Genomic DNA, 23692 nt, shown 5'->3' on the forward strand with positions numbered 1-23692 from the left:
AAAGCCGGCAGTCTAGCGGCTTTGCCGCGCCGCCGGCCTGAGCCGGATCAAGGATTCCGGGGCGCGGCGCCGGTCTGGTGCGGGGCGTGCGTCGGGGGGCTACAGCCGGTGGAAGCCCGCCAGGTAGAGCCCGACGAAGATCAGCGAGCTGATCAGGAGCGCTTGCGCCAGAGTCTGGAACAGTTCGCGCAACGTCTCCTTCTGGCGGCGGTTGAGCAGCCAGCGCGCCACGGCGTAGAGCACGGCGCAGAGCACGAAGAACTTGAACAGGCGACCGATCATGGGGGGCCCTGGCGGGAAGGAGAGGCGATTATCCGGCGCCGGTGCTATGCGCACAAGCCGATGCAGATATAATCGTTCAAAACCGCGCCGGCCTGGACCGGCCATAACACGTACGCCTTGAAGCCGACAAAACCATATCAAAGAGGCACTGTTTTCACTATGTCCACAACCGAATCGTCGGTCGGTATCGTCAGCGCCCAGCAGGCGCTGTTCGACGTGCCGCTCGATCTGGCCTGCGGCAAGACGCTGACGTCGTACCAGCTGATTTTTGAGACCTACGGCGAGCTGAACGCCGCCAAGAGCAACGCCATCCTGATCTGCCACGCGTTGTCCGGCCACCACCACGCCGCCGGCCGCTACCAGCCGGACGACAAGAGCGCCGGCTGGTGGGACAGCATGATCGGGCCGGGCAAGCCGATCGACACGCGCCGCTTCTTCGTGGTGGCGCTCAACAACCTGGGCGGCTGCCACGGTTCTACTGGCCCCTCCAGCATCAACCCGGCCACGCGCCAGCCGTGGGGCTCGGCCTTCCCGGTGGTGACGGTGCCGGACTGGGTGACGGCGCAGGCGCGGTTGGCCGACCGGCTCGGCATCGACCGCTGGGCGGCGATCATCGGCGGCTCGCTCGGCGGCATGCAGGCGCTGCAGTGGAGCATCGACTACCCCGACCGCGTCGCCAACGCCATCGTCATCGCCTCGGCGCCCAAGTTGTCGGCGCAGAACATCGCCTTCAACGACGTGGCGCGCCAGGCCATCCTCACCGACCCGGACTTCCACGGCGGCGACTTCTACCAGCAGGATGCCATCCCGCGTCGCGGCCTGCGCCTGGCGCGCATGCTGGGCCACATCACCTATCTGTCGGACGACGGCATGGGCGAGAAATTCGGCCGCATGCTGCGCTCCGGCGAGTACAAGTTCGGCTACGACGTGGAGTTCGAGATCGAGTCCTACCTGCGCTACCAGGGCGACAAGTTCTCCGACTACTTCGACGCCAACACCTACCTCTTGATGACCAAGGCGCTGGACTACTTCGATCCGGCCAAGGACCACGGCGGCGACCTGGTGGCGGCGCTGAAGAAGGCGACCGCCAACTTCCTGGTGGCGAGCTTCACTTCCGACTGGCGCTTCTCGCCCTTGCGCTCGCGCGAGCTGGTGCAGGGCCTGATCGCCGCCGACAAGCGCGTGGCCTACGGCGAGATCGAATCCGCCCACGGCCACGACGCCTTCCTGATGACCGACCAACCCTACGTGGACCTGATGCGTGCCTACCTCGACCGTGTAGCCAAGGAGGTGGCGGCATGAGCCAGCACTCCGCTACGACCTTGCGCCCCGATCTGCGACTGATCGCCGACTGGATTCCCGCGCGTGCCCGCGTGCTCGACCTGGGCTGCGGCGACGGCGCCCTATTGGCCCACCTGCAGAGCCACAAGCAGGTGGTCGGCTACGGCGTGGAGATCGACGTCGGCAACATTGCGCGCTGCGTCACCGCCGGCGTCAACGCGGTGCAGGGCGACCTGGAGGCGGGGCTGGCGGATTTCCACGACGGCAGCTTCGACCACGTCATCCTGTCGCAGACCATCCAGGCGATGCAGCACACCGAGGAAATCCTGCTGGAGATGCTGCGCGTCGGGCGCGAGGCCATCGTCACCTTCCCCAACTTCGGCTTTTGGGAAAACCGCTGGCAGATCCTGCAGGGGCACATGCCGGTGTCGGAAACCATCCCTTACCAGTGGTACGACACCCCCAACATCCACTGGTGCATGCTGGGCGACTTCGAGGCGCTGTGCGCCAAGAACGGCATCGGCGTGCTGGAGCGGGTGGTGATGAACGAGGGGCGGCGCATCCGCTTCCTGCCCAACCTGCGCGGCAGCCTGGCGTTCTACCGCGTGGCGCGCCACGCTTGACGCGCGGGGCGGCTCGGGCCGCCCCGTTGTTTCGCGGACCCCGCGCCCGAACCACGCCATGGGCACGGGGTCTAGCCTCTTTCGGCCAACCTTTGCCCCCTATGACTGAATCCGCGATTTCCTGGCGCCGCGTGATCTTCTCGCGCACCATGCTCACCTGCGTGTTCACCGGCTTCGCCTCCGGCCTGCCGCTCTACACGCTGATCAACCTGCTGCCGGCCTGGCTCAGGAGCGAAGGGGTGGACCTCAAGGCGATCGGCCTGTTCGCGCTGATCCAGCTGCCGTTCACCTGGAAGTTCGTCTGGTCGCCGCTGATGGACCGCTACGCACCGCCGCTGTTCGGGCGCCGGCGCGGCTGGATGCTGCTCACCCAGCTCGCGCTGATCGCCACCATGGCGGGGTTCGGGGCGTTCACGCCGAAGCAGGAGCTGTGGGCCATCGCCGCGCTGGCGCTGGCGGTGGCGTTCTGCTCGGCGAGCCAGGACATCGTGCTCGACGCCTTCCGCCGCGAAATCCTGAGCAATCAGGAGCTGGGGCTCGGCAACACCATCCACATCAACGCCTACCGCCTGGCGAGCCTGATCCCCGGCTCGCTGTCGCTGATCCTGGCCGATCACCTGCCGTGGGGCACGGTGTTCTGGATCACCGCACTGTTCATGCTGCCGGGGGTGGCGATGACGCTCGCGGTGAGCGAACCGAAACTGGCCGCGGCGGCGCCGAAGACGCTGCGCGAGGCGGTGGTCGAGCCGTTCCACGAATTCCTCACCCGCAGCGGCCTCAAGGGCGCCGCGCTGGTGCTGGGCTTCATCTTTCTCTACAAGCTGGGCGACAGCATGGCCACCGCGCTGGCCACGCCGTTCTACCTCGACATGGGCTTCACCAAGTCGGAGATCGGGCTGGTGGCCAAACACGCCGGGCTGTGGCCGGCGGTGATCGGCGGCCTGCTGGGCGGGGTGTGGATGATCAAGCTCGGCATCAACCGCGCGCTGTGGGCGTTCGGCGTGGTGCAGGTGGTGTCGATCCTGGGGTTCGCCTGGCTCGCCGGGCAGGGGCCGTTCACCAGTATCGGCGCGGCGGAGCTGTCGCGCCTGGCGTTGGTGATCGGCTTCGAGGCGCTCGGCGTCGGTCTCGGCACCGCCGCCTTCGTCGCCTACATCGCGCGCACCACGCACCCGGCCTACACCGCCACCCAGTTCGCGCTGTTCACCAGCCTGGCGGCGGTGCCGCGCACCGTGGCCAACGCCGCCACCGGCTACCTGGTCGAGGCCATCGGCTGGGCGCCGTTCTTCCTGCTGTGCACGCTGCTGGCGCTGCCGGGTATGGCGCTGCTGGCAAAGGTCGCGCCGTGGGGGCGGGACGACGGCTGAGAGCCACTTCACAAGCGTTCTCTATGCCGGTTATCGATCTGGATATTTGTGTCCGCTAGCGGTGGACGATGTGTAGGCAAGGGGGCTGTGTCGCCAGCTCCCTTGCAACCCCAGGCGACCCCGACGGCCCGTGAATTCCTGCCTGGCCTGGGTGGGGCAAGGCGCCGCCGAACGCCATGCGTGCAAATCCATCGCTGGGCCAATCGGAGATTGGCACGCGGAGATTTGCTCAGCGGACCATTTGCTAACGTCACATCGCTCAAACAAGCGGCGGCTTAAAACCTCGCTCTACCCTGCCCAAGCGGCACGGGCCAACGGGGAGTGGGGCGAGCACGTAGGATGGGTGGAGCGCAGCGCAACCCATCTCCGATGTGATCCGGCCCGGGCGGCGCAATATGGCGTGGCGGCGCGCAGGCCATGCCCTTGCCGCCGCTCTGGCCCTGTCAGTCGTGTTTGGCCACCAGTTTCAGCGCCGCTTCGGCCAACCTTTTACCCTGGGCGATGGCCAGCGTTTTCTCGTCGTCGCTGATGCGGCGGTCGTTGTTGAGCCCGGCGACGTGGCTGACGCCGTACGGGGTGCCGCCGGACTGGGTCGTGGACAGCGCCGGCTCGGTGAACGGCAGGCCGAGGATCAGCATGCCGTGGTGCATGAGCGGCAGCATCATCGATAGAAGCGTCGATTCCTGGCCGCCGTGCAGGCTGGCCGAGGTGGTGAACAGGCAGGCCGGCTTGCCCGCCAGGGTGCCCGCCATCCATTCCGCGCTGGTGCCGTCGAGGAAGTATTTCAGCGCCGCGGCCATGTTGCCGAAGCGGGTCGGGCTGCCCAGCGCCAGGCCGATGCATTCCGCCAGGTCGCGCCGTTCGACGTAGGGCGCGCCGGCCTCCGGCACGGCGGGCTCGGTCGCCTCGCACACCGTCGACACCTTGGGCACGGTGCGCAGCCGCGCCTGGCAGCCGGGCACGCTCTCGATGCCGCGTGCGATCAGCCGGGCCAACTCGCGCGTGGCGCCGTGCTGGCTGTAGTAGAGCACCAGAATGTCCTGCATATCATTGTCCGAATCGTTACCATGGAGGAATAGTGCCAATCTTAGAGCCCATTCCATCAGGCGGCTACGCCTTTGCATTTTGAGCGTCGGCGGACTGCGTGCGAATTTATCGCCGAGCAAATTGAAAGATTTGCTCGCAGTAATTCGCTCAGCGATTCGGAATCCTCATGGACTTCATGTACATTCCGGTTCCTGCGCTCCAGCGACGCTCAACCTGCTTTGGCTCGCTCGCCAGCTGAAATAGGCCCTGAGTGCAATTCAGCCGGCTTGCCGCGCCGCGCCCTGCGGAATTTTCCGTCGTTCAACGCACTCTTTAGTCCCTTTGCCGAAATTCTGATCCATTCATGTGTCTTGCCAATCGAATTGAACCCTACCGCGGCTTCGCCCGTTTTCTCGCCCGCCGGGTCGGCACGCACCGCGTGCTGCAGGTGGCCGGCAGCCTGACCTTCACCACCTTGCTGGCGCTGGTGCCGCTGTTGACCATCGTGCTGACGGTGGTGGCGGCGTTCCCGGTGTTTGCCGACTACAGCGCACGCTTCAAGCTGATGCTGCTGTCGACGCTGGTGCCGGAGTTCGCGGGCAAGGTGATCACCGTCTACATGCGCCAGTTCGCCGACAACGCCGAGAAGCTGACCGCCGCCGGCATCGTCATGCTGGGGCTGACCTCGCTGATGCTGATGTCCACCATCGAGCGCACCTTCAACGCCATCTGGAGCGTGCGCCGCAGCCGTCCCTGGCTGCAGCAGGGCATGGTGTACTGGAGCGTGCTGACGCTGGGGCCGATCGCCTTCGGCGGCGGCCTGATCGGCTGGCACTGGCTGCTCAAGGCGACCCATTTCGAGCGCTACTCGCGCCTGCTGGACGAGCTGCTGCAGCGCGGGGGCAGTATCTTCCTGACCACGGTGGTGCTATCGCTGCTGTACCGCGTGGTGCCGAACCGTTTCGTGCCCTACCGTCACGCGCTGTGGGGGGCGCTCGCCACCGCGCTGTTGCTGGAGGTGACCAAGGCGGTGTTCGGCTTCTACATCGGCGAGGTGGCGTCGTACAAGCTGGTGTACGGCGCCTTCGCCAGCATCCCGATCCTGCTGCTGTGGGTGTACTGCCTGTGGCTGGTGGTGCTGACCGGTGCGGTGTTCACCGCCTCGCTGTCGTACTGGGAGGGACAGGCGTGGCGCCGCCGCTTCGAGCCGCGGCGCCGCTTCCTCGACGCGCTGGAGGTGCTGCTGCTGCTCGACACCGCGCAGCGCCAGGGCGTGGCGCTGACGCCGATGGAGCTGCGGCGCGAGGTGCAGGTGGGCTACGACGAACTCGGGCTGGTGCTCGACAAGCTGGCGCAGCTGGGTTACGCCCAGCGCGGCCAGCGCGACGGCTGGGTGCTGATGCGCAAGCTCGAGACGATCCCGCTCGCGGAGCTGTTCCAGCTCTTCGTCTACCGTTCCGACGTCGGCTACGACGACGACATCGGCCAGGGGCTCGACACCCTGCTGGCGCCGGCGCTGGAGCGGCTCGATCAGGAGACGCTGGCCGACTTCGCGCGCCGCGTCGGGCGGAAATAGTCGGTGTTGGCGTAGAACGCCGGATCCTCGTTGTCCGGCCACCAGCCGGGAATCCCCAGCAGCGGCAGCGGCCACAGTTCGCGCGGCCGCGCCAGCCAGCCGTCGTCGGCCAGCGCTTCGGCCAAGCGGTGATCGAGCTGGGCCAGTTGCCGGGCGTAGGGTTGGCCGAAGAACGCGTCATCCACCGCCAGCAGCAGCGCCTTGCCGCACCAGCCCAGGTGCGGTTCGAGGCCGGTCTCGAACAGCGCGTGGCCGAGCGTGAAGACGCCAATGCGCCGCCCCCAGTCGTGCCTTCTTGCCACGAACAGCTCGTGCCAGCGCATGTCGTCCAGCGCCGTGGTCAGCGCCGGGTCGGCGCTGGCGACGACCACACCGCATTCGTCCAGCAGCGTGGCGGCGTCGCGCAGCGGGCCGCGCCGCACCTCGCCGCGGGCGATGGCGCGGGCGTGGCGCGCGTTCAGCGCCGCCTTGCTGCGCGGCCACGCCAGCCAGGCCAGCGCGTTGAACCAGTCGTGCCAGTTGCCGTGGCGGGTCGGCACCTCGCCGCTCTGCGCGATGTGCAGTTCGTAATAGTCCTGCGGCTCCAGGTCGCAGACGAAGCGCAGGTAGTTCGGTACCGCGCAGCCGGCGGCGCGGGCGCGCTCCAGCAGGCGGTCGTAGTCGGCCTGGTTCGGCCAGTCGTCGCCGTCGGCGAGCGGGGCGAAGGCGCGCAGCGGGGCGTACAGCGGATGAGGGAAGTAAGTCGAGTGCCAGCGGGTCACGATGGGGCGCGATCAAGCAAAGGCGCCATTCTACCCCGCCAGCGGCAGCGACGGCGGGTCGCCGTCGTAACGGATGCGGTTGCGCCCCAGCGTCTTGGCCTGGTAGAGCAGGGTGTCGGCGCGGCTGAGCGGGCCGTCGATGTCCTTGTCGTCGGGGAACACCGAGGAGATGCCGATGCTCACCGTGTAATGCACCGCGACGCCGCAGGCCATCACCACGCTGCCGTCGACCTCGGCGCGCAGGCGCTCGGCCAGGATGCCGGCCTCGGCCAGCGTGGTGAACGGCAGCAGCACGCCGAACTCCTCGCCGCCGAGCCGGCCGACGATGTCGGCATGGCGGAAGGTGTTGCCGCACAGCGTGGCGAAGTGCTGCAGCACCTGGTCGCCGGTGGCGTGGCCATGCTGGTCGTTGATGCCCTTGAAGTGGTCGAGGTCCATCATCATGATCGACAGGTCGTGGCCGTAGCGCTTGCTGCGCAGCACCTCGGCCTCGCCCACCTCCATGAAGGAGCGGCGGTTGAGCAGCCCGGTCAGGCCGTCGCGCGTGGCGAGGAAATACAGCTGCTTCTCGTGGCGGTCGCGCTCCAGCGCGATCGACGCCAGGTGCGTGCAGCGGTCGGTCAGGCGCAGCTCGGCCTTGCCGGGGTTGCGCGGGGTCGGATAGTAGATGGCGAAGGCGCCCAGCATCTCGCGGCTGCTGGAGTAGATCGGTGTCGACCAGCACGAGCGCAGCCCGTGCGGCAGCGCCAGATAGCGATAGTTTTCCCAGCGCGGATCGTGGGCGATGTCGCTCACCACCACGCGCTCGCCGGAGAACACCGCGCTCCCGCAGGAACCGGTCTCGGGGCCGATGGCCAGGCCGTGCAGGAAACCGCTGAAGCTGGCCGGCAACGACGGCCCGGCCGCCAGGTTGAGCTCGGTCTTCTGCTCGTTGAGCAGCATGATCGAGCACACCGCCTGCGGCCGCTGCGCCTCCACCAGCCGGCACAGCCGGGTCAGGATGTCGTTCAGCGGCTGGTTGTTGGCGATCATCTCCATCACCGCGTTCTCGTCGGCCAGCAGGCGCGAGCCTAGGCGCAACTCGGTGATCTCGCGCCCGATCGCTAGGATCGACACCAGTTCGCCGTGCGCCCCCAGCTCCGGAATCAGGTGGATGCTGAAGGTCGCCGCCTTGCCGAAGACGTCGAGCTCCACCTCGAGATGGCGTGCCTCGTGCCGCGCCAGCACCGCCCGGAAAGCCGGCTCCAGGGTGTCCAGCGCGCCCTGTGGCCAGCCCTGCTGGCGCAGCGTCTTGCCCAGATGCTCGTGGCGCGGCAGCGGCAGGTAACGGGTGATGCTGCGGTTGATGAACTGGCAGCACAGGTTCAGGTCATAGCGGGCGATCACGTCGTCGGCGTTTTCCACCAGGGTGCGAAACACCTGCTCGCGCCGCAGCAACTCGCTTTCGGCGTGCTTGCGCGAGGTGATCGATTGGCACAGGCCGACGATGGCGCTGATTCGGCCGTCCTCGTGGCGCAACTGGGTGCGCTGCTCCAGCCATTCCCAATGGCCGTGACCGTGGCGGAAGCGGAACTCGAGGTAGGCCGAGCCGGTGGCGAGCCGCTCCGGGTGCTCCAACATGGTGCGCAGGGCGTCGCGGTCGTCCGGGTGCACCCGTTCCAGCCAGTGGTCGAAACCGATATCGACCCAGCCCGGCGGCAACCCCAGCACGTTATCCGCCGCCAGTACCCGGCCGTAGACGCGGCGTGGCGCCAGGCGGTACTCGAACAGCGCCAGGCGCGAATCTTGCAAGGCCTCCCGCCACAACTGCTGGCCACGCTCGTCGTCGTCCTCTTGGCTGATGTCGTGCAGCAGCAGCCAGCTGAGGCCGGCGTCCTGGCCATCGAGGTCGGCAAGGCGCTTTTCCAGCCGCAACGACAGGGGGGCGGCCGCCGGGCGGTTCAGCTCGCAGCGCCGGGTTTCGCCCCCGCCACCTTGCTCCGCCAGCCAGCTCCGGGCCTCGCTTGGCAGCGCCAGGTCGTCGAGGTGGGCGAGCGGGGCGCCCAGCAAGCGCCGCGCCGCCGTGTTGGCCTGCAGGATGCGGCCGTCCGCGTGCAGCAGCAGGCAGGGCGCAGCCATCTCCGCGCAGGCCTGCAGCCGGCGTTGGCGTTCACGGTGGCGGCGCTGCAGCGTCGTGACGGCACTACCCAGTGCCATGCCCGCCAGCATGGCCAGTAGCGCCAGCAGCCAGCCCGATGACGGCATCAGCGGCGACCTCTGATCAACCCGAAGGGACGGGCTGCCACTGGAAAAGGCAGAAATACGGTCGTGCAGCGTGGGAAAATCGGTGTCAAGCGGGCCTCTGCGTGGCGGTCAGTCTCTTCCAGTATCATAGGACGTCCTGTGTTGCTCCGGATGAGTTCCACGGGTCGTCGTTTTTTTACAACATTTGCAGTATGCTTGGGGCATTGATGGGAGCCGCCTGAATGGATTATTTTCCGATCTTTATGAAACTGCGCGGCGAGCCCTGCTTGGTGGTGGGAGGGGGCGAGGTCGCCCTGCGCAAGGTGCGCCTGTTGCGCTCGGCGGAAGCGGCGGTAACCGTGGTGGCGCCGGAGCTGGTGGCCGAACTGCGCGCCATGGCCGGCGTGGGGGAAATCCGCCACGTCGACGGCCGCTTCAGCGGCGAACAACTGGCCGGCATGCGCCTGGTGGTGGCCGCCACCGACGACCGCCGCGTCAACCTGGCGGTGGCGGAAGCCGGCCGGGTGCAGGGCATCCCGGTCAACGTGGTGGACGACCCCGACATCTCCAGCTACATCACCCCGGCGATCGTCGACCGCTCGCCGCTGGTGATCGCCCTCTCCACCGGCGGCGGCGTGCCGGTGCTGGCCCGTTTGCTGCGCGCCCGGCTGGAAAGCCTGATTCCCGCCGGCTACGGCCGACTGGCTGGCTTCGCCACGCGTTTCCGCGATCGGGTCAAGGCGCGCTTCGGCGACGTCGAGGCGCGGCGCATCTTCTGGGAATCGGTGCTGGAAGGCCCGGTGGCCGACGCGGTGATGCTGGGCAACGACGAGGCCGCCTGTGCCGAGATGGAAAAGCGGCTGGCCAGCGCCGACGACAAGCCGACTGGCGCGGTCTACCTGGTGGGGGCCGGTCCGGGCAACCCCGACCTGCTGACCTTCCGCGCGCTGCGCCTGATGCAGCAGGCCGACGTGGTGCTGTATGACAAGCTGGTGGCGCCGGAACTGCTGGAATTGGTGCGGCGCGACGCCGAACGCATCTACGTCGGCAAGGCGCGCGCCAACCACGCCTTGCCGCAGGAGGATATCAACCAGCTGATGGTGCGGCTGGCCCAGGAGGGTCGGCGCGTGGTGCGCCTCAAGGGCGGCGACCCGTTCACCTTCGGCCGCGGCGGCGAGGAGATCGAAACCCTGGCGGCGCACGGCATCCCGTTCGAGGTGGTGCCGGGCATCACCTCCGCCAGCGGTGCGGCCGCCTACGCCGGCATCCCGCTGACGCATCGCGATTACGCGCAATCGGTGGTGTTCGTCACCGGCCATCGCAAGGACGACAGCATCGACCTCGATTGGCCGGCGCTGACCCGTCCCGAGCAGACCGTGGTGGTGTACATGGGCGTTTCCACCGCGCGCGAGCTGTGCGACGCTTTTATCGCCCACGGCAAGCCGGCCGAGACGCCGGCGGCGGTGGTCGAGTGGGCCACCACGGCGCGTCAGCGCACCGTCACCGGCACCCTGGCCAGCCTGCCCGAGGTGATCGCCCGGCATGGCGTGCAGTCGCCGGCGCTGATCATCATCGGCGAGGTGGTGAAGTTGGCCGAAACGCTCAGTTGGTACCGCCGCATCGAAAGCGAGCCTGTTACAATCAGAAACTGATTTCAAAACAAGGACTCTCCGCGCGGGCTGGCGGTTGCAGGAAACTGGATAGACATGGTTGGCGTACTGATTATTTCTCACGGCGGGCTGGGTGACAGCCTGGCCGATTGTGCCCGGCACATTCTGGGCCGCAACCCGGAAAACCTGGCGACCATGGCGGTGGACAAGAACGACGATCCCGACCGCAAGCTGGCCCAGGCGCGGGCGCTGATCCAGCAGCTCGACCAGGGCGAGGGAATGCTGGTGCTGACCGACATGTACGGCGGCACGCCGTCCAACATCGCCAGCCGTCTGGTCGACAGCGGGCGGGTGGAGGCCATTGCCGGCGTCAGCCTGCCGATGCTGGTGCGGGCATTGTGTTACAGCAGCCAGCCGCTGGATCTGGTGGTCAAGAAAGCCGTGACCGGCGGACTGGAAGGCGTGATCAATATTATTGCCGGGGAGGCAAATGCTTAAATCAGAGGTTGAAATCATCAACAAGCTCGGGCTGCACGCGCGTGCCTCCAGCAAGTTCACCCAGACCTCCAGCCGTTTCAAGAGCGAGGTCTGGATCTCGCGCAACGGGCGTCGCGTCAACGGCAAGAGCATCATGGGGGTGATGATGCTGGCCGCGGCCAAGGGCTCGACCGTGGTGCTGGAAGTGTCGGGCGACGACGAGCAGGCCGCGCTGGACGCGTTGATGACGTTGATCAACAACCGCTTTGACGAGGCAGAGTGATAACTGCCGGGTAACGGAGGGACGGGGACCATGAGCATCATCATGCACGGCGTTGCCATCGGTGGGGGGGTGGCCATCGGGCGCGCCCATCTGATTTCCCGCAGCATGGACGACGTGACCCACTACGTGCTGGTGGCGGACGAGGTGCCGGCGGAAATCGCCCGTTTCGACGAAGCGATCAAGGCGACCCGCAAGGAGCTCGAGATGCTGTGGGGCAGCATCCCGGAAAACGCCCCGGCCGAGCTGGGCGCCTTCCTCTCGCTGCACATCATGCTGCTGGGCGACGTCGCGATCTCGCGCGAGCCGCGCGACATCATCGCCACCCAGCGCTGCAACGCCGAATGGGCGCTAAAGCTGCAATGCGATGCGCTGGTCGAGCAATTCGAGGCGATCGAAGAAGAGTACCTGCGCGAGCGTAAGCACGACGTGCTGCAGGTGGTCGAGCGCATCTTCAAGAACCTCAAGGGCGAGGCCTCGTCGCTGGCCGCCCCGGAGGCGTTCGACGACGACATGATCCTGGTGGCGCACGATCTGTCGCCGGCCGACATGGTGTACTTCAAGGATTCCAGCTTCGCCGCCTTCGTCACCGACGTCGGCGGCACCACCTCGCACACCGCCATCCTCGGCCGCAGCCTGGACCTGCCGTCGGTGATCGCACTGCACCATGCGCGCGAGCTGATCCGCGAGGAAGAAATGGTGGTCGTCGACGGGCAGAGCGGCGTCATCATCATCAACCCCGACGAGGTGGTGCTGACCGAGTACCGCCGCCGTCAGCGTGCCTGGCGCGATGCCCGGCGCAAGCTGTCGTCGATCCGCAAGTCCAACGCCAAGACCCTGGACGGCACCCCGATCGACCTGCTGGCCAACATCGAACTGCCGCAGGACGTCGAAGGGGTGCTCTCCGCCGGCGCGGTCGGCGTCGGCCTGTTCCGCAGCGAATTCCTGTTCCTCGGCCGCGACACGCTGCCATCCGAGGACGAACAGTTCGAGGCCTACCGCAAGGTGGTGGAGAACATGAAGGGCCTGCCGGTCACCATCCGCACCATGGACCTGGGCGCCGACAAGAATCCGCGCTGGCTCAATCACGGCGTGGCCGACAACCCGGCGCTGGGGTTGACCGGCATCCGCCTCTGCCTGGCCGAGCCGCTGTTGTTCCGCGCCCAGCTCAGGGCGCTGCTGCGTGCCTCGATGTTCGGCAAGCTGCAGATCCTGTTCCCGATGATCAACTCGCTGCACGAGCTGAAACAGGCGCTGGTACAGCTGGAGTACGCGCGCGAGGAACTGCGCGACGAGGGCATCGCCTATTCCGCCGAGCTGCCGGTCGGGGTCATGATCGAAATTCCGTCGGCGGCGCTGGTGGTGGGCAGCTTCCTCAAGCACGTCGATTTCATCTCCATCGGCACCAACGACCTGATCCAGTACACGCTGGCTATCGACCGCAACGACGACTCGGTCAGCCACCTCTACGACCCGGTGCATCCGGCGGTGATCAAGCTGATCCTGCACACGCTGCGCACCGCGATCAAGGCCGGCACGCCGGTGTCGGTGTGCGGCGAGATGGCGGGCGATCCACGCCTGACCCGGCTGCTCTTGGGCATGGGCTTGCGCAAGTTCTCGATGCACCCGGCCAACCTGCTGTCGGTCAAGGACATCGTGCTCAAGACCCACCTCGACCAGATCGCCCCGCTCGTCGGACGCATGCTGAGAAGCGAGGACCCTGATAAGATTGCCGACCTGCTACAACAATTGAACGCTGAGCCGGCTGTCTAGTCGTACCGTTCGGGTAGCGCTGCGCGCTCCCGGCGCGACGCTCCGACCCGACTCATCCGGTCTGACGCCGCCTTCCGCTGGTCGCGGAATGGCGGCGTTGGCGTATTTTAAGGGCCCCACAGCCGGCTGTTTTTCTTATGCTCAAGGACGCCATCGATCTTGCCGCCGTGAAGCGGGTGCTGGTCATCAAACTGCGCCATCACGGCGACGTACTGCTGACCTCACCGGTGTTCTCGGTGCTGAAACAACACGCCCCGCACGCCGAACTCGACGCGCTGGTGTACCACGACACGCGCGACATGATCACGCAGCACCCCGCCGTCAGCCGGGTATTCACCATCGACCGCCAGTGGAAAAAGCTCGGCATGTTCGGCCAACTCAAGGCCGAGCTGGCGCTGCTCGCCCGTCTCCGGGGGCGCCACTACGATCTGGTGGTGCATTTGACCGAACACAAGCGCGGCGCCTGGCTCACCCGGCTACTCAAGCCACGCTGGGCGGTGGCGCGCAGCGGCAACTACGGCAAGCTGTTCGCCAAGAGTTTCAGTCACCGTTACCCGGTGGTGGCCGGCAACCGGCGCCATACCGTCGAGTTGCACCTGGACGCGCTGCGCCGTATCGGCATCCAGCCGGGCCCCGACGAGCGCGCCTTGACGCTGGTGCCCGGCGCCAACGCCGAGGCGGTGGCCGGGGCGAGGCTCACGGCGCTGGGGCTCGAACCGCAGCGCTACATCCTGATCCACCCGACCTCGCGCTGGCTGTTCAAGACCTGGCCGGTGCAGCACATGGCCTCCCTGATCGATGCCCTGACCGCACGCGGCGAGCAGGTGTTGCTCACTGCCGCGCCGGACCCCGCGGAACTGGCGATGCTGGAGCAGATCCAGCAGAAACTGGCGCGTCCGGTGGCGAGCCTCGCCGGACAGCTGACGCTGAAGGAACTGGCGGCGGTGATCGATCAGGCGCGCCTGTTCGTCGGGATGGATTCAGTGCCGATGCACATGGCGGCGGCCTTGCAGACCCCGACCGTGGCCTTGTTCGGCCCGTCCGGCGACATCGAGTGGGGGCCGTGGAAGGTGCCGCACCGCGTGCTCACCGAACCGCTGTCGTGCCGCCCCTGTGGCCGCGACGGCTGCGGCGGCGGCAAGGTCAGCGAATGCCTGACGCTGATCGGCTCCGAGCGCGTGCTGGCGGCGATCGACGACGTGCTGGCGGAGGTGGGGGCATGACCCGGCTCGCCATCGTGCGCCAGAAGTACAACCCGGCCGGCGGTGCCGAGCGCTTCGTCAGCCGCGCGTTGGCGGCCTTGCAGGCCAACGGCGCGCTGGAGGTCAGCCTGATCGCACGGCGCTGGGAGAAGCTGGATGGGGTGGCGGCGCTGACCGCCGACCCGTTCTACCTCGGCAACGTCTGGCGCGACTGGGGCTTCGCCCATGCCGCCCGCCAGCGGTGGCAGCGCGAGGGCTTCGACCTGGTGCAGTCGCACGAGCGCATTCCCGGCTGCGACATCTACCGCGCCGGCGACGGCGTGCACGCCGCCTGGCTGCAGCACCGCCGCCGCGCCTTGTCCGGCTGGTCCGCCTGTGCGCTCAAGCTGAATCCCTATCACCACTACGTCTGCGCCGCCGAGCGGCGCATGTTTCTCGATCCGCGCCTGAAGCTGGTGATCTGCAACGCGCACCTGATCAAGCGCGAGATTCAGCAGCATTTCGGCTTGCCCGAGGACAAGCTGACGGTGATCTACAACGGTGTCGACACCGAGGCTTTCCACCCGCGCCTGCGCGAGCAGCACCGCGCCCGGCGGCGTGCCGAGCTGGCCATTCCCGCCGAGGCGCCGACGCTGCTCTACGTCGGTTCCGGTTTCGAACGCAAGGGCGTGGAGCGCGCCGTGCGCGCCGTGGCGGCGCTGGACGGGGTGTACCTGGTGGTGGTGGGCAAGGACAAGCACGCTGCGCGCTACCAAAGGTTGGCCGAAGAACTGGGCATCGCCGAACGGGTGCGCTTCACCGGCGCCCAGGGCGACGTCAAGCCGTATTACGGCCTGGCCGATGCCTTCATCCTGCCGACCCTGTACGATCCGTTCCCCAACGTCTGCGTCGAGGCGCTGGCCAGCGGCCTGCCGCTGTTCACCACCACCACCTGTGGCGCGGCTGAGCTGATCGAAGAGGGGCGTAACGGTTGGGTGCATGACGCGCTGGACCAGCTGGGCCTGGTCGAATCACTGCGCGCCTGGCTGGCACGGCGGGCCGACTGGCCAGAACTGGCTGCCGCCGCCCGCGCCACGGCCGAGCCGCTGACGCTGGAGGCGATGGCCGCGCAATTGGTTAACGTCTATCAACGTTTCCTCCCCGGCCCCCACATCGCGGTATAATCCGCTGTTTTTACTGGATACCTTTTACCCGCATGGCGGATTCCAAAGAGATCGGCAGCCTCGTGCTGTACAAGCGGCTGTTGCGTTACCTGCGCTCCTACTGGCGCGTATTCGTTGCCTCCCTGCTCGCAATGGTGGTGGCGGCTGCTACCGAGCCGGCGTTCGCCCGGCTGATGAAGCCACTGATCGACGGCGGTTTCGTCCAGAAGAGCAGCGCGGCGATGATCTGGACGCCGCTCGCCATCGTCGGCTTGTTCATCCTGCGCGGTGTGACCAGCTACATCAACGAATACTCCACCAGCTATCTGTCCGGCCACTTGGTGCAGCGCCTGCGCGAGGAGATGTTCGGCAAGCTGATGCAGCTGCCGGTGCGCTACTTCGATGATCATCCGTCCGGGCGGCTGCTGTCGCGCATTGCTTTCGACGTGAACCAGGTTACCGAGGCCGGCTTCAACATCATCACCGTGGTGGTCAAGGACGGCATCACCGTGCTCGGCCTGCTGGGGCTGCTGCTCTACACCGACTGGCAACTGACGCTGATCTGCCTGGCGGTGCTGCCGCTGGTGACGTTGATCGTGCGCATCGTTGGCAAGCGCCTGCGTGGCCTGTCGCGGCAGAACCAGCACAATATGGCGCAGCTGACCCAGGTGCTGGGTGAGACCATCGACTGCCAGCGGGTGGTCAAGATCTACGGCGGTCAGACCTACGAGGCCGAGCGCTTCCAGCACGCCGCCGAGTCGATCCGCCACAACGCGGTGAAGCAGAGCTCGATGTCCTCGCTCAACACCGGCGTCACCCAACTGGTGATCTCGATGGCGCTGGCGCTGATCCTGTACTTCGCCACGGTACGCGCGCAGCATGGCGCCTTCACCGCCGGCGATTTCATGTCCTTCCTCACCGCGATGCTGATGCTGTTCGCGCCGGTCAAGCGCATCACCAGCATCAGCCAGTCGCTGCAGCGCGGCCTGGCCGCCGCCGAGAGCGTGTTCGGCTTCCTCGACGAGGCACCGGAGCTCGACCGCGGCACGAAAAGGTTGGCCGAAACCCGTGGCGCGCTGTCGTTCCGCCACGTCAACTTCCGCTATCCGCACGCCGAGCGCGACGCCATCGTCGATCTCAGCCTGGACGTGAAGCCGGGCGAAACCGTGGCGCTGGTCGGCAGCTCCGGTAGCGGCAAGACCACGCTGGTGAGCCTGATCCCCCGCTTCTACGACGTGGACGCCGGCAGCATCAGCCTCGATGGCGTGCCGCTCGCCGACATCGAACTGGCCAGCCTGCGCAGCCACATCGCGCTGGTGAGCCAGGATGTGGTGCTGTTCAACGACAGCGTGGCCGCCAATATCGCCTACGGCCGCATCGGCCAGGTCAGCCGCGAGGAAATCGTCGCCGCGGCGCGCGCCGCCAACGCGCTCGACTTCATCGAGGCGATGCCGGAAGGCTTCGACACCCTGATCGGCGAGAACGGCGTGCGCCTGTCCGGCGGCCAGCGCCAGCGTCTGGCCATCGCCCGCGCGCTGTTGAAGAACGCGCCGATCCTGATCCTCGACGAGGCCACCTCGGCGCTCGATACCCAGTCCGAACGGCTGGTGCAGGCGGCGCTGGAGCGCCTGATGGAAAACCGCACCACCATCGTCATCGCGCACCGCCTCTCCACCATCGAGAGCGCCGACCGCATCGTGGTGATGCACCAGGGGCGGGTGGCCGAGGTTGGCAGCCACGGCGAGCTGATCGCGCACGACGGCCTCTACGCCAACCTGCACCGCATGCAGTTCAAGGAGCCGCAGCATGGCTGAGCGGCTGACCATCCTGCACACCGAGTCCTCGCTCGGCTGGGGCGGGCAGGAGCACCGTACCTTCAAGGAAATGGTGGGCTTGCGCAAGCTCGGCCAGCGCCTGCTGCTGGCCTGCCAGCCCGGCGCCAAGTTCGCCGTGCGGGCGCGTGAAGCCGGTTTCGAGGTATTCGAGGTGCGCATGCGCAACGGTGTCGATCTCGCCGCCGTTGCCAAACTGGCCGCCTTGATGCGCCGTGAGCGGGTGGATGTGGTCAACACCCACAGCGGGCGCGACAGCATCCTTGGCGGGCTGGCCGGCCGCATGGCCGGACGGCTGGTGGTGCGCACACGCCATCTGGCCTTGCCGATCACCTCGCGTTTCACCTACACCACGCTGCCGCACCACGTGGTCAGCGTCAGCGAGCATGTGCGCCGCTACCTTGAGGGCGAGGGGGTGCCACAGGACCGCATCGGCACCATCTATACCGGCATCGACCCGGAAGCGATGGTGCTGGACGGCGCGTCCACGTTGCGTGCCGAACTGGGGCTGCCGGACAGCGCGAAGCTGGTCGGCACCGTCGCCATCCTGCGGAAGAAGAAGGGCCACCAGCGCATCGTCGAGGCCGCACCGGCCATCCTCGCTGCCTGCCCCGACGCGCACTTCGTATTCGCCGGCGACGGGCCGCAGCTGGACAACCTGAAGGCGCAGATCGCCGCCGCCGGATTGAACGAGCGCTTCCACCTGCTGGGCCTGCGCCGCGACATCGCCAACGTGCTGGCCGGCTGCGACCTGTTCCTGCTGCCGACCGAGCAGGAGGCGCTCGGCACCTCCTTCATCGAGGCGATGGCGATGGGCCTGCCGGTGATCGGCACCCGCGTCGACGGCGTGCCGGAGGTGGTGCGTCACGACGACAACGGCCTGCTGATCGAGCCGGACGACGTGGCCAGCCTGGCCGCCGCGGTGATCCGCCTGCTCGGCGACGACCCGTTGCACTCCCGCATGGCCGCGCGCAGCCGCGAGCTGGTGTCGTCGGTGTTCCACGTCGACACCATGTGCCGCGACATGCTGGCGCTGTACCGCCGCTTGCTGGCCGCGAGGGGCAAGCGATGAAACCGGCCCGCGCCGTACCGGTGCTGATGTACCACCACGTCAGCCCCAGCAAGGGCCTGGTGACGGTGTCGCCGGCCACCTTCGAAGCGCAGATGCGCTGGCTGGCCGAGCACGGCTGGACCACCCTGAGCACCGACGACTTCGCCGGCTTTCTCGCCGGCCGCCCGGTGCCGGACAAGAGCGTGCTGGTCACCTTCGACGATGGCTACCTCGACAACTGGGTATACGCCCATCCCGTGCTGGAACGCTTCGGCCAACGTGCCACGCTGTTCACCATCACTGGCTGGATCGGCGACGGCGCGGTGCGCCCGCATGCCGCCAGCGGCCAGACGCTGCCCGACACCCCCGACCACAAGGCCTGCAAGCGCGCGGTGGACGAGGGCAGGGCCGACACCGTGATGATGCGCTGGAGCGAGATCGAGGCGGCGCGCGCCGCCGGTACCTTCGATTTCCACAGCCACACCCACAGCCACGCCCGCTGGGACAAGCTGTGCGCCAGTGCGTCAGAGAAGCGCGACAGGTTGGCCGAAGACCTCGCCGCCTCGCGCCGCACGCTCGTCGAACGGCTGGGCGGTGTCAGCGATCACCTGTGCTGGCCGCAGGGCTATTTCGACGACGATTATCTGGACGTGGCGCGGGCGGCCGGGTTTCGCCATCTGTACACCACGATCAAGGACGTCAACACGCCGGCGACGCCGGCCGGTCATATTCACCGCCTTGTTACCAAGGACAAGCCGGGCGAGTGGCTCGGCAGCCGGGTTCGCTGGTTCGCGCGTCCCTGGCTCGGTCATCTGTACGCCAAGGTGAGCGGATGAGCGCGGCCTTGTACCTGCCGGAACGTCCGCGCCTGCTCGTCATCATCGTCGCCCGCTTCGGCGATACGCTGCTGGTGACCCCGACCCTGGCCGCGCTGAAACAGCGTTGGCCTGATGCCGAACTCACCGTGCTGGCCCATCCGGGGCGCATGGAAGTATTGGAACACTTGCCTTTTATCGATCGACTGGCGCCGATAACCAAGCAGCGCGCGTTCTGGCGCGGACGCTGCCCGTTCCGGCCGCGCTACGATGCCGCCATCGTCTACGGCGGCGATGCCGCGTTGTACCGCTATGCCCGACGTGTGTCGCGCCAGGTGGTGGCATTCGCGGCGGAAGAGGCGGCATTGACGCGCTGCATCGACCACGCCGTAACACGCCCGCAGGAACCGATGCACGCTGTCGACGAGCGAGCGCTGCTATTGCAGCCCTTCGGCATCGTGCCTGCCAGCCGCCACCTGAGCTACCAAGTCAGCAGCCGCGAAGCGGCCTGGGCGGAGCAGTGGATGCGGCAGCAAGGGTTTGCGGGGCGGCGGCTCATCGGTTTCCAGTTGCAGAGCTTTCCCGCCAAGGCCTATCGCGACTGGCCGGTGGAGCGCTTCGAAACATTGGCTAAGCTCCTGTTCGAGCGCTACCCCGATGTCCAGCTGCTGCTGCTGGGCGGCCCGGAAGGGCGTGCCGCGGCCCAGGCGCTGGCCGACAAGTTGGGACCGCGCGCCACCTGCGTCGCCGGCACGCTGACGATGCGCCAGAATGCCGCGCTGCTGTCGCGCCTCACGTTGTATGTCGGCGTCGATACCGGCCCCACCCACCTGGCTGGGGCGCTCGACGTACCGATGGTCGCCATGTACCACTGCTTCCATCGTGGAGCCTTGCTCGCTCCGCAAGAACACCCACGACTGGCCGTTATCGAACACCCCTGTCCGGAAGGCGAGGTACGACGCGAGGCCCGTATGGCCGAGATCGCGCTGCAACCCGTGCTGGATGCCGTTTGCAAACAACTAGATTCATGAAAATAGCTTTCATCGACGTCACCACCACTGTCTCCTACGGCGGTATCCAGGTTGCCGTGTGGCAGTTGGCACGCGAGCTGACCGATCTTGGCCATGAGGTGACCGTATTCGGCGGGGATGGCCCGATTCGCCCCGACCTGGGCGGGCGTGCCGTCACCATCCAGACCTTCCCGTTCACGCCACGCGAGAAGGCGCTCGATCTAGGTAACCGCTTCCGCCGGCTGTGGGAGCGCTGGAGCTTTGCCAAGCACGCCAAACAGGCGGTGATCAAGGGAAATTTCGATTGGGTGGTGCTGACCAAACCGTTCGATTTCTTCTGGCCGCGATTGATGCCGCGTGGTTGCCGGACGCGTTTTGCCTTCATGAGCGGTGGCACCAGTTTCTTCAAGGGCGACAAGTGGCTTGCCAAACGGATTGATGCCTGGCTCGCCTGTAGCCACTTTAACGCCTGGCAGATCGGCGCTCACTTCAAGCGCTTTCCCAAGGTGATGTTCAACGGCGTCAACATCGATCATTTCCACCCGGCGCGGCGCAACGATGCACTGCGCAGCCAACTCGGCGTCGGGCTGGATGACGTGCTGGTGACCTTCGCCGGGCGTGTGGTCGGCTGGAAAGGCATGGGCATCGCCATCCGCGCGCTGGCCCAGCCGGCACTGGCCCAACTGCCTGTCAAGCTGCTGATCATCGGCAACGGCGGAGACAAGAAGGCATTGATCCAGTTGGCCGAAGAACTGGGGCTGAGCGAGCGGGTGATATTCCAGGAGCCCGTGCCGCATACCGAACTGCCTGCTTGGTATGCCATGAGCGACATTGGCGTTTTCCCGAGCATCGCCGATGAAGCCTTTGGAATCACCATCGCTGAAGCGATGGCCTGCGGCTTGCCGGTGGTCGGCAGCCATATCGGCGGCATCCCGGAAGTCATCGGCAACGAAGGACAGAGCGGCCTCTTGGCCCCGGCGGCCGACCCCGAGCAACTGGCCGCTACCCTGGCCTCTCTGGCACGCGATCCCGCCTTGCGCCAGCGCATGGGGCAGTCGGCACGCCGTCGTATCGAAGCCCTGTTCACTTGGCGTCAGTCCGCCGAACGGCTCGTGGCGGGGCTCAAGTGATGCGCCTCGCCTACCTCGATCCGCACCCGGTGCCGGATACGACTCCCTCGACTATGCAGATGCTTCAGACGGTGGATGGCCTGGGGCAGGCCGGCGTCGACGTCACGCTGATCACGCCGCAATCGGCGCTGCCTCCCGAGGCTGTTTTGGGACGCCCTCTGTCGAACCAGGTCCGCTTGGCCCACCAGTTCGATCCGCGCAAGAAATGGTTTTTCCCCTTCTCCACACGCAAGCCGTTTTTCTGGCAAGCCAAACGGGCCTTGCAGCAGGGGAGTTTCGACGCAGTGCTGGTGCGCAACCTCAAACTGGCCGACTACCTGTTGCGCCAGGACCTCGGGGTCCGGATCTATTTCGAGACTCACGAAATCTTCGCCCAGACCTTCCTCGAGGAGCATCCCGGACTATCTGGTAACAAGCGCCGCAAGCATGCGTTGCTGAAAGCCCGCGAGCAGTTTGTCTATAACAACGCGGCCGGCGTGTTTGCGCTGACCTCGTTGCTGATCGACGACATCAAACAGCACTATGCTATCGCTCACGATCGTTTTTGCATCCTGCCTGATGGCTTCGATCCTGCTCTGGCCCAAGCTGCCATGCAGCGTCACGCCGACCGGCCACGCCAGCCGGGTCCGGTGCGTGTGCTGTATCTGGGAAGCCTGCACCCGTGGAAAGGGGTCGGCACGCTGATCGACGCCTTGCCGTTGGTGCAAAGCGAATTGGAATTGGTGATTGCTGGGGGAGAACCCCACCGCATCGACGAACTGCGTGCCCGGGCCGCCGCCTTGGGAGTTGAGAAACCAGTCCATTTTCTGGGCAAGGTGCCTCCGGCCGAACGCTTCGACGTGATCGCCCAGGCTGACATCTGCGCCCTGCCTCTGACCAACAGCAGCATCGCCAGCCGCTATACCTCTCCGCTAAAGCTGTTCGAGTACATGGCGATGGGTAAGCCGATTGTCATCGCTGATTTGCCAAGCATCAAAGAGATCGTTACGGACCAAGTAAGTGCCGTATTTTTTGAGGCAGAGAATAAAGAGAGCCTAGCAGCCGTGCTTGATAAGCTGGCTATGCGTAAACAGTCCCAGCAGGAGTTGGGGGAAAATGCAGCGAGGCTTTCTTCAAGGTATGCGTGGATATCTAGGGCAGAAATTATTAAAAAGAAAGTCACAGAGTTTCGATGAAGATTCTGCAGATCCAATTCTGGGGGGATGCTTGCGAGCTTACTGGTAGCGTTGAAAAAGTTATTGATGGCTTTGCTAGGATGCAGTTTCCTAATGTCGAACTGGTAATTGCCAGTTTAGGTGTAAGGGAAAATGACACGGTACGGCATGGGAAGCGCTACATTCATTTCCAGGAATCTTATTGGCAGAATAAAATTCTAAACAAAATTTTGCGGCTTGGCGCTTTTACCTTCCATGATTTGATACGAATCATTGAGGTGGAAAAGCCGGATATTGTGCATTTTCACAACAGGCCGGAGCAAGTGGATGCGCTGATTTCCAAACTGAGTTACCGTCCTGTTGTTGTAATCCATTATCACCGGAGATTTAAGAAATTTACATTTGCATCATGCGCAGATAGGTTGCTTGCAGTTAGTCATGCGGTGCGTGATAGTTTGATTTCCGCTGGGGCAGACCCTGCCGTTGTTGATGTTGTTTATAACCCGATCCCTTGTTCAATAGTCAAGGGGAGTCGACAGCATGAGAATGACGAAGTTGTCTTTTTATACGCGGGGGGAGGGCATCGTCACAAGGGCTTTATGGAGATTATGGAGGTTGTCGGCAATGATTGCTTTCAGGGACGCGCCAAATTTTTGATATGTGGTCCGGAGTTGCCGATCGATTTGCCTGCTTATCCGTGGGTGGAGTATCTAGGGCTTCTGAAAGTAGATCGGTTTCAAGAGATACTCGCCACGGCAGACGTAGTGTTGATGCCATCTGAACACGAAGGCTTCGGTCTGGTGGCGCTGGAGGCACTAGCCTCTGGTAAGCTACTCATTAGTACCAGAGGCGGAGGGCTTGCTGAATTAGTCGATCCAAGTGTGGCGTTGATCCATGAGTTTGGCGATACCAAAAGTATGTATGGAAAAATCACGGAAGCCATTGATATGCTGACCGGAACTAACAAGACGCACTATCAATATCTCATGAAAAATGCTGAGGCCAAGATTGCCACTTTTTCTGTTGAGGCAGTGAATACTAGCCTTGTCCATTTTTATAGCTCTCTGATGTGAGGTT

21 protein-coding genes are annotated in these 23692 nt (G+C 65.7%); 17 read left to right on the forward strand and 4 right to left on the reverse strand.

The genetic code is table 11. The features are described 5' to 3' along the window. Nucleotides 1-99: 99 nt before the first annotated feature. Entirely contained in the window at nt 100-282 is a 183-nt protein-coding gene (locus tag FURADRAFT_RS01035; protein ID WP_008952230.1) for a protein MIGRI, read from the reverse strand. Nucleotides 283-441: 159 nt separating this feature from the next. On the opposite strand from FURADRAFT_RS01035, the gene metX reads away from it, so the two are divergent. The 3 genes from metX to FURADRAFT_RS01050 all read left to right on the forward strand — a co-directional run bounded on the left by metX (nt 442) and on the right by FURADRAFT_RS01050 (nt 3553). Next, nucleotides 442-1584, forward strand: a complete 1143-nt coding sequence (gene metX / locus FURADRAFT_RS01040) for a homoserine O-succinyltransferase MetX (RefSeq protein ID WP_008952231.1) — start codon at nt 442-444, stop codon at nt 1582-1584. Continuing rightward, the gene (gene metW, locus FURADRAFT_RS01045) at nt 1581-2186 is read left to right on the forward strand and encodes a methionine biosynthesis protein MetW (RefSeq protein WP_008952232.1); all 606 of its coding nucleotides are present in this window, start codon (nt 1581-1583) and stop codon (nt 2184-2186) included. The genes metX and metW overlap by 4 nt, the downstream gene beginning before the upstream one ends. Nucleotides 2187-2287: 101 nt before the next feature. After that, entirely contained in the window at nt 2288-3553 is a 1266-nt protein-coding gene (locus tag FURADRAFT_RS01050) for an AmpG family muropeptide MFS transporter (RefSeq protein ID WP_008952233.1), read from the forward strand. 443 nt (nt 3554-3996) lie between these two features. Here FURADRAFT_RS01050 and wrbA read toward each other — a convergent pair whose 3' ends face one another. Beyond that, nucleotides 3997-4599: an NAD(P)H:quinone oxidoreductase gene (wrbA, locus tag FURADRAFT_RS01055; protein ID WP_008952234.1), complete on the reverse strand. Its 603-nt coding sequence runs from the start codon at nt 4597-4599 to the stop codon at nt 3997-3999. A 344-nt stretch (nt 4600-4943) separates the two neighbouring features. Here wrbA and FURADRAFT_RS01060 point away from each other — a divergent pair, with 344 nt between their 5' ends. Next, on the forward strand, nt 4944-6155 hold the full coding sequence (locus tag FURADRAFT_RS01060) for a YihY family inner membrane protein (RefSeq protein ID WP_008952235.1): 1212 nt from the start codon (nt 4944-4946) through the stop codon (nt 6153-6155). Here FURADRAFT_RS01060 and FURADRAFT_RS01065 read toward each other — a convergent pair. Together FURADRAFT_RS01065 and FURADRAFT_RS01070 are read right to left on the reverse strand one after the other, a co-directional pair. Continuing rightward, complete coding sequence (locus FURADRAFT_RS01065) at nt 6110-6916, reverse strand: DUF3025 domain-containing protein (protein WP_008952236.1); 807 nt, start codon at nt 6914-6916, stop codon at nt 6110-6112. The two genes, FURADRAFT_RS01060 and FURADRAFT_RS01065, sit on opposite strands and share 46 nt — an antisense overlap. Before the next feature lie 30 nt (nt 6917-6946). Next, nucleotides 6947-9160: a sensor domain-containing diguanylate cyclase gene (locus tag FURADRAFT_RS01070; RefSeq protein WP_008952237.1), complete on the reverse strand. Its 2214-nt coding sequence runs from the start codon at nt 9158-9160 to the stop codon at nt 6947-6949. Nucleotides 9161-9381: 221 nt separating this feature from the next. On the opposite strand from FURADRAFT_RS01070, the gene cysG reads away from it, so the two are divergent. The 13 genes from cysG (at nt 9382) to FURADRAFT_RS19930 (ending at nt 23688) form a co-directional block, all read left to right on the forward strand. Beyond that, nucleotides 9382-10791: a siroheme synthase CysG gene (gene cysG / locus FURADRAFT_RS01075; RefSeq protein ID WP_008952238.1), complete on the forward strand. Its 1410-nt coding sequence runs from the start codon at nt 9382-9384 to the stop codon at nt 10789-10791. 54 nt (nt 10792-10845) lie between these two features. Beyond that, the gene (locus FURADRAFT_RS01080) at nt 10846-11247 is read left to right on the forward strand and encodes a PTS sugar transporter subunit IIA (RefSeq protein WP_008952239.1); all 402 of its coding nucleotides are present in this window, start codon (nt 10846-10848) and stop codon (nt 11245-11247) included. Continuing rightward, nucleotides 11240-11509 carry an HPr family phosphocarrier protein gene (locus tag FURADRAFT_RS01085; RefSeq protein ID WP_008952240.1) on the forward strand — a complete coding sequence of 90 codons (270 nt, stop codon included), beginning with the start codon at nt 11240-11242 and terminating at the stop codon, nt 11507-11509. Before FURADRAFT_RS01080 ends, FURADRAFT_RS01085 begins: the two co-directional genes overlap by 8 nt. Before the next feature lie 30 nt (nt 11510-11539). Next, complete coding sequence (gene ptsP / locus FURADRAFT_RS01090) at nt 11540-13279, forward strand: phosphoenolpyruvate--protein phosphotransferase (protein WP_008952241.1); 1740 nt, start codon at nt 11540-11542, stop codon at nt 13277-13279. Nucleotides 13280-13416: 137 nt separating this feature from the next. After that, entirely contained in the window at nt 13417-14502 is a 1086-nt protein-coding gene (gene rfaQ, locus FURADRAFT_RS01095) for a putative lipopolysaccharide heptosyltransferase III (protein ID WP_008952242.1), read from the forward strand. After that, nucleotides 14499-15644 (forward strand): glycosyltransferase family 4 protein, encoded by a 1146-nt coding sequence (locus FURADRAFT_RS01100; RefSeq protein ID WP_008952243.1) that lies wholly within the window; start codon nt 14499-14501, stop codon nt 15642-15644. Before rfaQ ends, FURADRAFT_RS01100 begins: the two co-directional genes overlap by 4 nt. Nucleotides 15645-15676: 32 nt before the next feature. Next, the gene (msbA, locus tag FURADRAFT_RS01105; protein ID WP_008952244.1) at nt 15677-17437 is read left to right on the forward strand and encodes a lipid A export permease/ATP-binding protein MsbA; all 1761 of its coding nucleotides are present in this window, start codon (nt 15677-15679) and stop codon (nt 17435-17437) included. After that, entirely contained in the window at nt 17430-18527 is a 1098-nt protein-coding gene (locus tag FURADRAFT_RS01110) for a glycosyltransferase family 4 protein (RefSeq protein WP_008952245.1), read from the forward strand. The genes msbA and FURADRAFT_RS01110 overlap by 8 nt, the downstream gene beginning before the upstream one ends. Continuing rightward, on the forward strand, nt 18524-19342 hold the full coding sequence (locus FURADRAFT_RS01115) for a polysaccharide deacetylase family protein (protein WP_008952246.1): 819 nt from the start codon (nt 18524-18526) through the stop codon (nt 19340-19342). The genes FURADRAFT_RS01110 and FURADRAFT_RS01115 overlap by 4 nt, the downstream gene beginning before the upstream one ends. Then, a complete protein-coding gene (locus FURADRAFT_RS01120) occupies nt 19339-20352 on the forward strand; it encodes a glycosyltransferase family 9 protein (protein ID WP_008952247.1) in 1014 nt (337 codons plus the stop codon). The genes FURADRAFT_RS01115 and FURADRAFT_RS01120 overlap by 4 nt, the downstream gene beginning before the upstream one ends. Further along, nucleotides 20349-21461 (forward strand): glycosyltransferase family 4 protein, encoded by a 1113-nt coding sequence (locus FURADRAFT_RS01125; protein ID WP_008952248.1) that lies wholly within the window; start codon nt 20349-20351, stop codon nt 21459-21461. Before FURADRAFT_RS01120 ends, FURADRAFT_RS01125 begins: the two co-directional genes overlap by 4 nt. Beyond that, on the forward strand, nt 21461-22636 hold the full coding sequence (locus FURADRAFT_RS01130) for a glycosyltransferase family 4 protein (RefSeq protein WP_008952249.1): 1176 nt from the start codon (nt 21461-21463) through the stop codon (nt 22634-22636). Before FURADRAFT_RS01125 ends, FURADRAFT_RS01130 begins: the two co-directional genes overlap by 1 nt. Continuing rightward, complete coding sequence (locus tag FURADRAFT_RS19930; RefSeq protein WP_008952250.1) at nt 22633-23688, forward strand: glycosyltransferase family 4 protein; 1056 nt, start codon at nt 22633-22635, stop codon at nt 23686-23688. The genes FURADRAFT_RS01130 and FURADRAFT_RS19930 overlap by 4 nt, the downstream gene beginning before the upstream one ends. The last annotated feature ends 4 nt before the right edge of the window (nt 23689-23692 follow it).

Origin of the sequence: Pseudogulbenkiania ferrooxidans 2002 (assembly GCF_000174355.1) — a bacterium.
GTDB classification, from domain to species: Bacteria; Pseudomonadota; Gammaproteobacteria; order Burkholderiales; family Chromobacteriaceae; genus Pseudogulbenkiania; species Pseudogulbenkiania ferrooxidans.